Genomic DNA, 13,860 nt, shown 5'->3' with positions numbered 1-13,860 from the left:
CGACAACTGTGACCAAGGCTCTCGCCGCGATCGTCGGATCCGGCAACATCGGCACCGACCTCCTGTACAAGCTCCTCCGCTCGGAGATCATCGAGCCCCGCTGGATGATCGGCGTCGACCCGGACAGCGAGGGACTGAAGCGCGCCGCGGACCGGGGTGTAATCGCCAGTGCCGAGGGCGTCGACTGGCTGCTCGCCCAGGACGAGCGGCCCGACATCGTCTTCGAGGCCACGTCCGCCTACGTGCACCGGGTGAACGCACCCCGTTACCGGGAACTCGGCATCCAGGCCGTCGACCTCACCCCCGCCGCGCTCGGACCGGCCGTCGTGCCCGCCGTGAACATGGGCGAGCACCGGACGGCGCCGAACGTCAACCTCATCACGTGCGGCGGCCAGGCGACCATCCCGATGGTCCACGCCGTCTCCCGGATCACCGAGGTGGCGTACGCCGAGATCGTCGCCAGCGTGGCGTCGCCGTCCGCAGGCCCGGGCACCCGCGCGAACATCGACGAGTTCACGATCACCACGAGCCGGGGCATCGAGACGATCGGCGGGGCGAAGAAGGGCAAGGCCATCATCATCCTGAACCCGGCCGAACCGCCGATGTTCATGAAGGACACCGTGTTCTGCTCCATTCCCGCCGACGCCGACCGGGCCGCGATCACCGCGTCCATCCACGACGTCGCGGCGTCCGTGCAGGCGTACGTCCCCGGCTACCGTCTGCGCGCCGAACCGCAGTTCGACGACCCGACGCCGATCAGCGGTGGCCTCGCCCGGGTCGGCATCTTCCTCGAGGTCGAGGGAGCGGGCGACTTCCTGCCGCCCTATTCCGGCAACCTCGACATCATGACCGCCGCCGCCACCAAGGTCGGCGAGAGCTTCGCGACGCAGATCCTCGGCGCGAGCGTCTGAGCGCGTCCGCCCCATTCACTCTTCGAAGGAATACCGATGCCTTACAGTGCTGATCTCGACATCCGGGTGACGGACTCGTCGCTGCGCGACGGCTCCCACGCCAAGCGACACCAGTTCACCGTCGAACACGTCCACTCGATCGTCGAGGCGCTCGACGCCGCCGGGGTTCCGGTCATCGAGGTCACCCACGGCGACGGACTCGGCGGTTCCTCGTTCAACTACGGCTTCAGCCACACCCCGGAGCAGAAGCTGATCAAGGCCGCGGTGGAGACGGCGGAGCGGGCCAGGATCGCGTTCCTCATGCTCCCCGGACTGGGTGTCCAGTCGGACATCCGCGAGGCCGCGGACAACGGCGCGAGCATCTGCCGCATCGCCACGCACTGCACTGAAGCCGACATCTCCGTGCAGCATTTCGGTCTCGCCCGCGAACTCGGGCTGGAGACGGTTGGCTTCCTGATGATGTCGCACAGCCAGCCGCCGGAGGTTCTCGCGAAGCAGGCCCGGATCATGGCCGACGCCGGCTGCCAGTGCGTGTACGTGGTGGACTCGGCCGGGGCGCTGATCCTGAACGCCGTCAGCGACCGCGTGTCCGCCCTGGTGGCCGAACTCGGCGACGACGCGCAGGTCGGCTTCCACGGGCACGAGAACCTCGGGCTCGGTGTCGCCAACTCGGTGCTCGCCGTCGAGGCCGGCGCCCTGCAGATCGACGGCTCCACCCGGCGTTTCGGTGCGGGCGCGGGCAACACCCCGGTCGAGGCGTTCGCCGCCGTCACCGAGAAGCTCGGAATCCGCACCGGCATCGACACTCTGAAGATCATCGACGCCGCCGAGGACGTCGTCCGGCCGATCATGGACGGCGACTGCCTGCTCGACCGGCTGTCGCTGACCATGGGCTACGCGGGTGTCTACTCCAGCTTCCTCAAGCACGCCGATTCCCACGCCCGCCGGTACGGGGTGTCCGGTGCGGAGATCCTCATCGAGGCCGGCCGACGCAAGCTGGTCGGCGGTCAGGAGGACCAGCTGATCGAGATCGCCCTCGGTCTCGCAGACCGGAAGTCCGCGGGGTCCGCAGTCGCCGAGAAGAAGTCCGCCTAGGCGTTTCGCCGGGTACCGACACCAGAAAGCCGAGATCATCATGGGCCAGGTTCTTGACAGGATCGAACAGTCCGCGGACGAGATCCGCGCGGAAGGCGCCGAGGGCGACAAGCTGATGCGCCTGTCCGACACCTCCGCGAAACGGTTGCGCGACTCCGGCGTGATGCGGATGCTGCAGCCCAAGGAGTACGGCGGCTACGAATCGCATCCGCGCGAGTTCGCGGAGACCGCGATGGGCATCGGCGCCATCGACGGGGCCGCGGGCTGGGTGAGCGGCATCGTCGGCGTCCACCCGTGGGAACTGGCGTTCTTCGACCGCACGGCCCAGGACGAGGTGTGGGGCGAGGACTCCGACATGTGGATGGCCTCGCCGTACGCGCCGATGGGTGTGGCCGTGCCCACCGACGGCGGCTACGTCCTCAACGGACGGTGGTCGTTCTCCTCGGGCACCGACCACTGCGGGTGGATCATGATCGGCGCCGCGGTCGGTGACCGGGACGGCAACCGGGTGATGCCCCCGCAGATCCTGCACGTGCTGCTGCCACGCTCGGACTACGACATCGACCAGGACAGCTGGAACGTCGTCGGACTGCGCGGCACCGGGTCCAAGGACCTGATCGTCAAGGACGCGTACATCCCGCAGCACCGGACCCTGCAGGCCGACAAGGTGTTCGACGGGTCTGCGCCGAGGGAGTTCGGCCGCACCCAGACGCTCTACAACTTCCCGTTCTCGTGCATCTTCCCGCTCGGCATCACGTCGTCGCTGATCGGGATCGCCGAGGGCGCGCTGGCCTGCCACCTGAATGCGCAGCGTGAACGTGTCACCGTGTCGGGTACCGCGATCAAGGACGACCCGTACGTGCTGTTCGCGATCGGCGAGGCAGCGGCGGAGATCGCGGCGTCGCGCGCGGCGATCCTCGAGACGGTCGACCGGTTCTGGGACATGACCGAGAAGGGCCAGGACGTCTCGTTCGAACTCCGCTCCATCGGCCGGCGCACGCAGACGGCCGCCGCGTGGCGGGCGGTGCGCGCCGTGGACGAGATCTTCGCACGTTCCGGTGGCGGTGCGCTCCAACTGAAGACACCCCTGCAGCGCTTCTGGCGCGACGCCCATGCCGGCCTCTCCCACGCCATCCACGTGCCGGGGTCGATCTTCCACTCCTCGGCTCTGACCCAGCTCGGCGGGGAACCTCAGGGCATCCACCGCTCGATGATCTAGGCGCTCCGCGCCCGTGCGCCTTTCTGGTAGTTCCAGCTACCAGAAAGGCGCACGGGCGGCGGAGCCGCCTCCAGGAAAGGACTTTCACATGACCGACATTCGAGGACTCGGCTACCTCAGGATCCAGACGAAGGACGTGCCACGCTGGCGTGAGCTGGTGGTGGACGGGCTGGGGATGGCCGAGGGTTCCGGCCCCGAGCCCGACGGCCTGTACCTGCGCGTCGACGAGCGGCGGTCGCGACTGATCGTCCTCCCCGGCGACACGGACGCGGCACTCGCGGTGGGGTGGGAGGTGCGCGACCAGTTCGCTCTCCAGCGGGTGCGTGAGCAGGTGGAGAAGTCGGGTGTCACGGTCGACGTCCTGTCCGAGGAGGAGTCACGCCACCGCGACGCAGAGCAGGTGATCGCGTTCGACGATCCGTCCGGCACACGGGTGGAGGTGTTCTTCGGGCCCGTGCTCGACCACAGTCCGGTCGTCACTCCGCACGGCGGCCGGTTCGTCACCGGCGCACAGGGTTTGGGGCACGTGGTCCTCCCGACGCCGGCGTTCGAGGAGGCCTACACGTTCTACGCCGAGGTGCTGGGCTTCCTGCCGCGCGGCGCGATCCGGCTCGGACCGGCCGACGCCCCGGGACCGGCCCGCCGGGTGCGGTTCATGGGCGTCAATCAGCGCCATCACAGCCTCGCGTTGTGCCCTGCACCGCGCAGCGGCGAACCCGGGTTGGTGCATCTGATGACGGAGGTCGACACCCTCGACGCCGTCGGCCAGGCGCTCGACCGGCTCGGCAAGCTCGGCTTCTCCATCTCGTCGACCCTCGGTCGGCACACCAACGACCGCATGGTGTCGTTCTACGTGCGTGCCCCCGGCGGCTGGGACCTCGAGTTCGGCACGGAGGGCATGCTCGTCGACGAGATGCACTACACCGCGGAGGAGATCACGGCGGACAGCTACTGGGGTCACGACTGGTCGGGTTCCGAGCCGCTGGCGGCGTTCTCATGACGTTGTCGCGCGCCCGGATCGGCGCGGTGGCCGTACTCGTCCTCCTCGTCGGTGGAACCGCCTGTTCCACTGCGACATCCGAGACGGCGACCGAACCGGGCGCACTACGGCCGGGCCAGCTTCTGTCGTCCCGCGCCGTCGCAGACGGTCCCGCACTGCCGAGTGCCGCGCGAAACGACGTGATCACCTACGTGTCGCAGGACGGCAACGGCGACCCCGTCGTGGTGTCGGGCACCGTGTCGATCCCCCGCACGCCGGCACCCGAGGACGGGTATCCGGTGATCAGCTGGGCGCACGGCACGACCGGCGTCGCGGACGCCTGCGCCCCGTCCGCGGATTTCGCCGGCGGCCCCGCCCACGGCTATCTCTCCGGGGTGGACGCGTCCCTCGACGACTGGGTCGCCAAGGGATATGCGGTGGTGAGCACGGACTACCTGGGTCTGGGCACGCCGGGGATCCACCCGTACATCAACGGTGACACGGAGGCGAACGCCGTCGTGGACATCGTGCGCGCCGCCCGGACGATGGATCCGGCGGTCGGCTCGACGTGGTTCGTGATCGGTCACAGCCAGGGCGGGCAGGCGGCGTTGTTCACCGCCGCGCAGGGCGGGGAGCGCGCCCCGGAACTGCGCCTCGGTGGTGCGGTGGCGATCGCGCCGGGCAACGGGCTCGACCAGACGCCGCAGTACTTCCGCTCGGGTGTTCCGGGTATCGAGGCGGCCGAGGCGTTCCTCCCGCTGATCCTCCTCGGAGCCCAGGCTGCGGATCCCGCCATCGACCCGTCGACGTTGCTGACGGAGCAGGCGCAACCGCTGCTGACGGTGGCGCGGACCGGCTGCATCGACGACATCCGGAAGGTGCCGCCCGTGCCCGCCGGTCAGGTCTTCCGTCCCGACGCCGACCTGGGACCGCTCACCGAGTACCTGGCCCGTCAGGAGCCGTCGCGGGTTCACGTGCAGGTCCCGACGCTGGTCGCGCAGAGTTCGGGCGACCTGGTGGTGAGCAAGCCGTCGACGGATCTGATGGTGAAGACGTTGCAGGACAACGGGAACGAACTGACGTATCGGACGTACGAGGGTGCGGACCATCGCGGGACGATCGGTGCGTCGCAGAAGGACGCGCAGGATTTCGTCGCCGGGATCCTCGCCGGCTGAGGATGCCGGGTCCGCGCCCGACGACGCGCCCATCAACAGGATGTTGACAACAGACTGTTGATGGCGTGTGGTGGTCGGGTGACCACCGACGACCAGACCCACGCGGCCGAACTCGATCAGGCACGCACGACGCTGAACGAGGCCGGTGCCGCCCGGCTCGAGCGGCGTCCCTGGGAGCATTCCGGGCAGCCACGTTCGGACACCGACCTCGTCAGGTTCGCGGCGTGGGCCGGCCGGGACGCACACGGCACGGACCCAGCGGTGCTCGCGGCCGGGCTGCGGCTGCTGTCGTCAGCTCGGGTCGAGCTCGATCAGATCGAGTCCGGCCTGCTGTTCGCCGCCCGTGCCTGTGGGATGACCTGGCCGCAGGTCGCGGAGGCGCTCGGTCTGGGTTCGGCGCAGGCAGCCCAGCAGCGCCTGAACCGGGTCCTTGCCAGAGCCGGCGACTGCGACGCGGAGGCCTGAGCAGTGCCGATGCTCCCCCTGCCGGACGCGTCCGAGCGTTGCGGTGTGAAGGCCCGCAACCTCGGCCGGCTGCTGCGTGCCGGATACCGGGTACCCGACGGATTCGTGATACCCGACCCCCTCGGCGATCCCGGTTGGGAGCGGGAGATCGAGGCCGGACTGCACCGTCTCGGTCCCGGTCCGTTCGCGGTGCGCTCGTCCGCCCTCGCTGAGGACGGCGTCGAGTCTTCGTTCGCCGGACAGCTGACCACGACGCTCGGGGTCACCACCAGCGCCGAGGTGATCGAGGCGGTGCATCGCAGCGCCGCGTCGGGTTCCTCACCCGAAGCCGTCGCGTACGCGGCTCGCACGGATCGGGAAGCCCCCGCGTCGGCCGGGGTGATCGTGCAGGTGATGGTGCAACCCGAGACGGCCGGAATCATGTTCACCCGGCACCCGGTCAGCGGGGCCGAGCAGGTGGTGATCGAGGCCACGAGAGGCCTGGGCGACAGTGTCGTGGCCGGGACCGTCACTCCGGAGGCGTACCTGGTCGACGGTGCGCACGTGCAGGTCGCCCGGCACCGGGGCGGGCAACTGCTGACCTCTGCCCAGGCCCTCGCCCTCGCGGCGCTGGGACGCGATATCGAGAGCCTGTTCGGCCGCCCGCAGGACATCGAGTGGGCGATCGCCGGCGAAGACATCCGGGTCCTGCAGGCCCGCCCGATCACGACCGCTCCCTCCACCGCGCGGCCAGTGCGAGCCACGTCGGGCGACATTCTGCTGACGGGCATCGCAGCCGGCCCGGGCACCGCCGTCGGGCCTGCACGGATCATCGGCAGCCTGGACGACTTCGCCCGCTTTCGTCCGGACGACGTGCTGGTCTGCCGTACGACCTCGCCGGCGTGGACCCCGCTGCTGGCCCGAGCCTGCGCGGTGGTCACCGAGACGGGCGGGATGCTCGCGCACGCCGCGATCGTGGCCCGCGAATTCGGCATCCCGGCAGTCCTGGCAGCGGCGGGGGCCATGACCACCCTGACCGAGGGCAGGCTGGTCCGCGTCGACGGCACCCACGGGCACGTCGGCACCGCCACCGGGAACACTGGGAGAAACTGATGTCGCACCGCACACCGACGGACATCCTGGTGCTGCACGCCGTGCGGATCCTGGGCTACGCGGAGACCGCGCGCATCGCCGCCCGGTTCGCGCTGCCTGCAGGACTGGCAGCCGAGCACCTGCTCGATACCGAGGCCCGTGGGTGGGTCACCCACACCGACTTTGCCGGGGACAGCGGCTGGTCCCTGACCGAAACCGGGAAGGTTCACGGCGAGCGACTGCTCGCCGCCGAGCTCGACCGGTGCGGCACCCGCGCCGTGGTGGTGCAGGTGCACCGGGACTTCCTGCCGCACAACGTCGCCGTGGCGGACGCGTGCACCGCCTGGCAGCTGGCCGAGATGGGCGTCGGCGAGGCGACCGTGACCATCGACGCGACGATCACCCGCCTGGCGACCGCGGCGCACGCCCTGGGCGAACTCGAGGCGCGCCTGGTCGCGGGCATGGACCGGTTCGCCGGCTATCACCAGCGGTTCGCCGGCGCCGTCGAGCGAGCGGGCACCGATCCGGGCTGGATCACGGCAAACGACCGCGACTCCTGCCACCGCGTCTGGTTCGAGTTCCACGAGGACCTCGTCGCTTCCCTCGGCCTGGCCCGATGACAGGCCTAGTCTCAACTCATGGGCCTGCGACTGCGCGACAGCATCGGACGTCAGCTACGCGAGCTTCGCTACGAGCCGACGGCGAAGCGGATCCGTGCCGTGCTGAACGGGACCACGGTGGTCGACAGTGACCGTGCGGTCCTGGTCTGGGAACCGCGGCGCGTCGTTCCCACGTACGCGGTGCCGGCGGAGGACATCGACGCGGAGTTGTCGCCGGAGCCAACGGGTTCGGTGGCTGCGGAGGGGACCGGCGACGTCGGCTTCGCCCTGCCGGACGTGACGACGATGCCGGTACTCGATCCGCGGGTGCCGTTCTCGGTGCACAGCACGGAGGGCGAACCCGTCGCGCTCCGTACCGCCGGCGCAGGGAACGCCCTGGGGTTCCGGCCCGGAGACGAGGACCTGGCCGGGTACGTGGTTCTCGATTTCGACGGCTTCGACCGCTGGCTGGAGGAGGACGACGAGATCGTCGGTCATCCGCACGACCCGTTCCAGCGCATCGACGTTCGCCGCACGTCCCGCCACATCCGGGTGATGCTGGGCGACACGCTCCTCGCCGACACTCGGCGGGCGAAAATGCTGTTCGAAACACTGCTGCCGGTCCGCTACTACCTGCCGCCCGACGACGTCGTCGCGGAACTGCAGCCGAGTGCGACGACGTCGTACTGCGCCTACAAGGGCGAGGCCGCCTACCGGTCCGCGGTCACCGCAGGCGGAGTGCTCCACGACATCGCGTGGCGGTACGACGAGCCCCTCGTCGACGCGTCGGAAGTTCGGGGGCTCGTGGCCTTTTTCGACGAGCGGCTCGATCTGGTCGTCGACGGTGTGGCCCGGCCTCGGCCGGTGACTCCCTGGTCCTAGTGCTCCTCGCCGGCGCCGGTGTCGGCGCGCCCGAGGACGATCTCGAGCGCCCGGGCCTCGTGCGCGTGTCCGAGCAATTCGTATCCGACGACCGTGACGATCGGCGCCAGCATCACCACGATCAGACACCATGCCATCGACACACCCTGCGCCGCCAGCACCAGCGCGAGCGCGATCGTGGCCGCGGTCAGGACGAGGAGCAGGACATGGAACGGGTCGGGCACCCGCAGCAGGTACGTGTACAGCGCGTAGACGCCGGCGAGGAAGATCGCGACGGGCGCGGCGACGGAGAGCACCGTTGCCGTCGCGCCGATGTGGGAGGCGTGTTCGATGTAGTACGCCGCCACGTGTAGTCCGGCTCCCACCGCGGCCAGCGACGCGAAGAGCGCGATGTGGCTGTAACCCCAGACGAACGACCGGTTGCGGTACACCGCGAGCACCTCGGCCGACGGCAGGATGTAGTACACCCACCACAGTCCGAACGTGAGTCCGATGCCTGCGACCGTGACGAGTATCGCGTCGAGTGTCCAGCCCTGGTGTTCGACCACGGCGGACAGGGACGCCACGGTGCCGATCACACCCTCGCCGAGGGTGATGATGACGAGCAGGCCGTGACGCTCGACGATGTGGTGTGCGTGCCAGGGTGTTCCGCCCCGGTACCGTTCGGCGATGACGGGGCTGGTCAGCTCGACGAGGATGAGGATCGCGCCGAAGCCGAACGCGTACTCGACGGTGAGGGGAGCGATCACCAAGGCGACCCAGCCGATCTGCGCGATGACGAGCGTCGTGGCGTACGTCAGTGACGCGGGACGGTGCTCGGGGTCGTGTTTGGCGGCGCGCAGCCATTGGAACACCATGGCGACGCGCACGACGATGTACCCGGACACCATCACGGAATTGTCGAGCTCGACGCCGCGGTCGATGGACGCGAACATCGGCGGCATGCCCAGCGCCAGGATGACGACGCCGATCATCTGGACCATGGTGGTGACCCGGTAGATCCAGTCGTCGGTGTCGTAGGCCGACGCGAACCAGGAGAAGTTGATCCACGCCCAGATGATCGAGAACATCGCGAACGCGAATCCCGCCAGCCCGGCGGCGACGTGCCCTTCGGCGACGAGGTGCGCGAACTGCTCGCCCGCGACGCCGAACGCGACGACGAACGTCAGGTCGAACAGCAACTCCAACGGCGTTGCCGCACGGTGTTCCTCGTGCGGATCACGCCCGACCATCTTGTGGACCCGATGGGCGAGGCTCCTGCTGTTCGGTGCCGGTGTTCCGGGCGCGTTCACGGCGGTCCGCTACGGAGTTCCCTGGTCTGCCTGCACCACGAGGTCCGCGACCGCGCCGGGCTGGGACACCAGGACGGCGTGCGACGCGGAAACTTCCGTGATCCGGGCTCCCGCGCGTGTGGCCATGAACCGCTCCGCGGCCGCCGGAATCACGCGATCGTTCTGAGCGACCATGGCCCAGCTGGGTGTCGACGCCCACGACGGATCGGCGGTCGGCTCGAGGTTCGCGACGAGCGCGGCCGACTTCTGGTGTGCGATCATGTCGGCCACCGTGGCGTCCGGGACGTCCTGGGCGAACACCTCGTGGAATCGGCCGGGGTCGATGTAACCGTCGAGGTTTCTCTCGGCGATTCCGGTGGGATCGTTCTCGATGACCTTCACCTGAAGCACCGGCGGGAGCAGTTGGCTGCCGGGGAACCGGATCGGATCGAGGTTCAGCATGACCGGCTCGCCTTGCGCCGGGGCGAAGGCCGCCACGTAGACGAGGGCCTCGACGTTCGGCGAATGCACATTGGTGATGACCGCGCCGCCGTACGAGTGACCGACGAGCACCACCGGCCCCGGGATGTCCGCGAGCACCTTCTCGATGGCGGCGGAGTCGTATGCCGGTCCGCGCAACGGGTTGTCGGGGACCACGACTTCGTATCCTCGGCCGCGCAGTTCCGCGGCCACCGCATCCCAGCTGGTCGTGTCGGCGAACGCGCCGTGGACCAGCACCACCGTCGGCAGATCCTGGGCGAGGGCCGGTCCGGCCCCCACGGTCAGCGTGCCGGCAGCCGCGATTGCGCACGCGGCAACGGCGGTTCGAAGTCGAAGAAGTCGCATCACTCGTCTCCCGAGTCAGGAAAGAACACAGTGCTTAGGGGTGAAGGGGCCTGCGCGCCAGGTGTAGTCGTGCGACGACAGGCATCGCCATACGAGAGCAACGCCGTGGCCTGGCCCTTCGTCGCTGAGATTACTCGCCTGCAGCGCGGTCGGCATCATTTCGGCTAGCGTGATCGGAGGGGGATGTTCCGCTCGTCCGTGCACGCTCCGCCGTCGTCAGGAGGAACCCCGTGGATCTTGCCTTACGTGGCACCGTCGCCGTGGTCACCGGAGCCAGCAAGGGCATCGGGCTCGCCATCACCCGGGCGCTCGCCGCGGAAGGCGCGTTCGTGGTGGCGGGGGCCCGTTCGCCCAGCCCCGAACTGGAAGAACTAGTCCGCAGCGGAACGGTGGAGGCGGTGAGCGTCGACTTGTCGACCCCCACCGGTCCGGGCGAACTCGTCGCCGCCGCCACTGCTCGGGGCAGTCTCGGCATCGTCGTCAACAACGTCGGCGCCGCCCACCCGAGACTGACCGGGTTCCTCGACGTGACCGACGAAGACTGGATCACGACGATGAATCTCAACCTGATGTCGGCGGTGCGGACGATCCGCGCCGCCCTGCCCACGATGATCGCGGCGGGCCGGGGAAGCATCGTGACCACGAGTTCGGTCAACAGTTTCCTGCCCGACCCCACCGTCATCGACTACTGCGCGTCCAAGGCCGCGCTCACCAACTTCTCAGGCCCTGTCGAAAGAGTTGGGACCCTTGGGTATTCGGGTGAACACCGTCAGCCCCGGTCCGGTGTCGACCGCCCTGTGGCTCGGCGACGACGGGGTCGCCGCGACGGTGGCGCGCGCCGCAGGCGGTGACCCGGAGGCAGTGGCGGAGCGTGTCGCGGAGCAGGCGGTCACGGGCCGGTTCACCCGCCCGGACGAGGTGGCGGATCTCGTCGTGTTCCTCGCGAGCGACCGGGCGGGCAATGTGACGGGCTCCGATTTCGTGATCGACGGCGGACTCGTCACCACCCTCTGACGTCCGCGGCTACCGGCGGCCCAGAAGTTTCCGCATACCCTCGGCTGCCCCGCGCACGAGTGCGTCGCGGGGGAAACCGCTGCGCTTGCGCGCCGCGTCGTAGTTGCCGCCCGCCACCCAGACCGGGCCGTCGGCGATGTGCGCGATCCCCTCCCGGGCAACGTCTTCGGGTTCGGCGACCTTCATCCCGGGAAGATTGAAGTTCAGGCCCGCCCGGACCATCGCCGGCGTGCGGGTGACGCCGAGGACCAGTTCGACCACGTGGACGCCGAACGGCGCGAGCTCGAGCCAGAGGCTTTCGGCGAAGATCCGGCCGAACGCCTTGGATGCGGCGTAGATGCTCTGGTCTTCCGAACCCAGGTACCCGGCCAGCGAACCGACCAGCACGATGCCGCCCCGGCCGCGGTCCTTCATCCTCGCGCCGAAATGCTGCGAAAGGTGCAGCTGCGAGGTGATGTTCAGGTCGATGACGCGCTGGAAGCCGGTGAGGTCGCCGCTGACGAACTCGTGTCCGTAACTGTTGGCCCCGGCGTTGAAGATCAGCAACCCGACCTCGACGTCGTCGGTGGCCGTGCGGATCCGGTCGAGGGCGTCCGGATCGAGGAGATCGAGCGCGAGTGTGCGCACCAGGACGCCGTGGGCGCGGACCGTGGCCGCGGTCTCCTCGAGCGGCCCGGGCTTACGGGCGATCAGCACGAGGTTGATCCCCGCGCGGCCCAGTGCCTCGGCGAAACTCGCGCCCACACCCTCGGAGCCGCCTGCGATCACGGCCCACGGACCGTAGTGCTCGGTGTCGATCATGTTGTGTCCTTCCGGAAAACGTTCAGTGGGCGACGACGGGGGTCGGGACGGGGGCGGGATCGCGCACCGGGACGACGCCCGCTTCCGCGGCTCGGGTGATCGACACCGTCAGCGCCGAACACCCTTTCCGGGGAGCGCCGGGGCGCCCCGGCCCCGCGCTGCCGATCTCGCGGCACCGGGCGCGGGCCGCGTCGTCCCACTGAACGGAAGTGTGTTCCCAGCTGTTCTTCTGGACCAGCACGCTCGCGCCGCACTCAGTGCACTGCAGTGGCTGCATCTTCGCGTACCTTCCGGGCGAGATTCTCTTCGACTTCCCTCTTCCACGACTCCACGGGGCGGGTGGTGTCGAGTTCGAACTCGAACCGTTCGGTCATCTGCGGGGTCACCGCGGCGACGTCGACGTAGAACTGCTCGTACCAGCGTCGCAACTGGTAGACCGGGCCGTCCTCCTCGCACAGCAGCGGGTTCTCGATGCGGGTCTTGTTCTTCCAGATCTCGATGTCCTGTTCGAAACCCTTCGCGATGAACGTGCCGAAGTTCTTCGCCATCTCGGTGGCCGCGTCGCCTTCGAGGTCCTTCGACTTCTTGACGATGATGCCGTACTGCAGCACGAACTTGTCGGCGCTGACGGGGTAGTGGCAGTTGATCAGCACGGAGTCGACGTCGTGCGTCTCGTACTGGTACGTCAGGTCGTCGACCATGAACGACGGGCCGAAATAGGTGGCGTCCGAGCGGCTTCCGACCATCTTGGGCTGACCCGACGCGTGCGGGCGCATGTCGTCGCGGGCCTGCCCGCGCATGAACTGGCTGGCGACGTGGCCCTCGAAGACGTTCTTGAAGTACGTGGGGAACGAGTAGTGCACGTAGAAGAAGTGCGCCATGTCGACGATGTTGTCGACCACCTCGCGGCAGTTGGTGTCGACCGTGGTCCGATACCAGACCCAGTCCGTCCATTCGTCGTCGAGCGCGCCGTCGATGCGGGGAATCGTGACGTCCGCGGGCGGCGGATTGCCCTCCGGATCGTTCCACACGAACAACATCCCGTCCTGGTCGAGCGCGTGCCACGACCGGGTCCGGGCGAGCGGCGGCACCCGGCGCGCGTACGGAATCTTCTTGCACCGGCCGTTGCTTCCCCACCTCCAGTCGTGGAACGGGCACGCCACCTCGTCGCCCTTGACCGTGCCCTGGCTGAGGTCGCCGCCCATGTGTCGGCAGTAGCCGTCGAGCACGGCGAGATCACCCGCAGTGTCGGCGAAGACGACGAGCTTGGTGCCGAACGCTTCGACGGAGTGGGGCTTGCCGTCCTTGAAAGCGTCGGACAATCCGATGCAGTGCCATCCACGGGCGAATCGGGTGGGCGCTGCGCCGGCGTCGATTTCGCGTACCTCGACTGTCTCGGACTGTTGGGTGGTCACGATGCGTCCCGTCCTCTCCTGGGCTTGTGCGGTGCCCTGCACGCTAAGTGAGCGTGGACGGCCCGCATGACGTGGTCCCACTGGACGGGACCGGGCGGTGGGGCGGCGTTTCCCGTT

The 13,860-nt window shown here is 69.0% G+C and carries 14 protein-coding genes and 1 pseudogene; 10 read left to right on the top strand and 5 right to left on the bottom strand.

What is annotated here, in order from left to right:
• Positions 1 to 8 precede the first annotated feature (8 nt).
• The 9 genes from G9373_RS01815 (at position 9) to G9373_RS01775 (ending at position 8,396) form a co-directional block, all read left to right on the top strand.
• Positions 9 to 911, top strand: a complete 903-nt coding sequence (locus tag G9373_RS01815) for an acetaldehyde dehydrogenase (acetylating) (protein ID WP_005565236.1) — start codon at positions 9 to 11, stop codon at positions 909 to 911.
• Between the two features lie 36 nt (positions 912 to 947).
• Positions 948 to 2,006 (top strand): 4-hydroxy-2-oxovalerate aldolase, encoded by a 1,059-nt coding sequence (gene dmpG / locus G9373_RS01810; RefSeq protein WP_005565237.1) that lies wholly within the window; start codon positions 948 to 950, stop codon positions 2,004 to 2,006.
• Between the two features lie 40 nt (positions 2,007 to 2,046).
• Complete coding sequence (locus tag G9373_RS01805; protein WP_167113687.1) at positions 2,047 to 3,225, top strand: acyl-CoA dehydrogenase family protein; 1,179 nt, start codon at positions 2,047 to 2,049, stop codon at positions 3,223 to 3,225.
• An 88-nt stretch (positions 3,226 to 3,313) separates the two neighbouring features.
• Positions 3,314 to 4,225: a biphenyl-2,3-diol 1,2-dioxygenase gene (bphC, locus tag G9373_RS01800; RefSeq protein ID WP_167113684.1), complete on the top strand. Its 912-nt coding sequence runs from the start codon at positions 3,314 to 3,316 to the stop codon at positions 4,223 to 4,225.
• On the top strand, positions 4,222 to 5,379 hold the full coding sequence (locus tag G9373_RS01795) for a lipase family protein (RefSeq protein ID WP_167113681.1): 1,158 nt from the start codon (positions 4,222 to 4,224) through the stop codon (positions 5,377 to 5,379). Before bphC ends, G9373_RS01795 begins: the two co-directional genes overlap by 4 nt.
• Before the next feature lie 78 nt (positions 5,380 to 5,457).
• A complete protein-coding gene (locus G9373_RS01790; RefSeq protein WP_167113678.1) occupies positions 5,458 to 5,844 on the top strand; it encodes a hypothetical protein in 387 nt (128 codons plus the stop codon).
• A 9-nt stretch (positions 5,845 to 5,853) separates the two neighbouring features.
• The gene (locus G9373_RS01785; RefSeq protein WP_206031490.1) at positions 5,854 to 6,936 is read left to right on the top strand and encodes a PEP/pyruvate-binding domain-containing protein; all 1,083 of its coding nucleotides are present in this window, start codon (positions 5,854 to 5,856) and stop codon (positions 6,934 to 6,936) included.
• Complete coding sequence (locus tag G9373_RS01780) at positions 6,936 to 7,535, top strand: hypothetical protein (protein ID WP_005565246.1); 600 nt, start codon at positions 6,936 to 6,938, stop codon at positions 7,533 to 7,535. Before G9373_RS01785 ends, G9373_RS01780 begins: the two co-directional genes overlap by 1 nt.
• 18 nt (positions 7,536 to 7,553) lie before the next feature.
• Complete coding sequence (locus tag G9373_RS01775; protein WP_054247350.1) at positions 7,554 to 8,396, top strand: DUF427 domain-containing protein; 843 nt, start codon at positions 7,554 to 7,556, stop codon at positions 8,394 to 8,396.
• Here G9373_RS01775 and G9373_RS01770 read toward each other — a convergent pair.
• Entirely contained in the window at positions 8,393 to 9,628 is a 1,236-nt protein-coding gene (locus tag G9373_RS01770) for a low temperature requirement protein A (protein ID WP_054247349.1), read from the bottom strand. The genes G9373_RS01775 and G9373_RS01770 overlap by 4 nt on opposite strands.
• 69 nt (positions 9,629 to 9,697) lie before the next feature.
• On the bottom strand, positions 9,698 to 10,513 hold the full coding sequence (locus G9373_RS01765) for an alpha/beta hydrolase (RefSeq protein WP_054247348.1): 816 nt from the start codon (positions 10,511 to 10,513) through the stop codon (positions 9,698 to 9,700).
• 230 nt (positions 10,514 to 10,743) lie between these two features.
• On the opposite strand from G9373_RS01765, the pseudogene G9373_RS01760 reads away from it, so the two are divergent.
• Positions 10,744 to 11,527, top strand: a pseudogene (locus G9373_RS01760) (SDR family oxidoreductase).
• A gap of 9 nt (positions 11,528 to 11,536) precedes the next feature.
• On the opposite strand, the gene G9373_RS01755 reads toward G9373_RS01760, so the two are convergent.
• From G9373_RS01755 to G9373_RS01745, 3 genes are read right to left on the bottom strand one after another with little or no spacing between them, the layout of a single operon-like run.
• Positions 11,537 to 12,328 (bottom strand): SDR family NAD(P)-dependent oxidoreductase, encoded by a 792-nt coding sequence (locus G9373_RS01755; RefSeq protein WP_005570110.1) that lies wholly within the window; start codon positions 12,326 to 12,328, stop codon positions 11,537 to 11,539.
• Between the two features lie 22 nt (positions 12,329 to 12,350).
• Positions 12,351 to 12,605: a hypothetical protein gene (locus G9373_RS01750; protein ID WP_005255686.1), complete on the bottom strand. Its 255-nt coding sequence runs from the start codon at positions 12,603 to 12,605 to the stop codon at positions 12,351 to 12,353.
• Positions 12,583 to 13,743, bottom strand: a complete 1,161-nt coding sequence (locus tag G9373_RS01745) for a Rieske 2Fe-2S domain-containing protein (RefSeq protein WP_065490082.1) — start codon at positions 13,741 to 13,743, stop codon at positions 12,583 to 12,585. The genes G9373_RS01750 and G9373_RS01745 overlap by 23 nt, the downstream gene beginning before the upstream one ends.
• Between the last annotated feature and the right edge of the window lie 117 nt (positions 13,744 to 13,860).

Source organism: Rhodococcus sp. A14 (assembly GCF_011603105.1).
In the GTDB taxonomy this organism is placed as follows: Bacteria; Actinomycetota; Actinomycetes; order Mycobacteriales; family Mycobacteriaceae; genus Rhodococcus_F; species Rhodococcus_F opacus.
The sequence above is the reverse complement of the archived record's forward strand: the minus strand, read 5'-3'. Positions and strand labels throughout refer to the sequence as shown.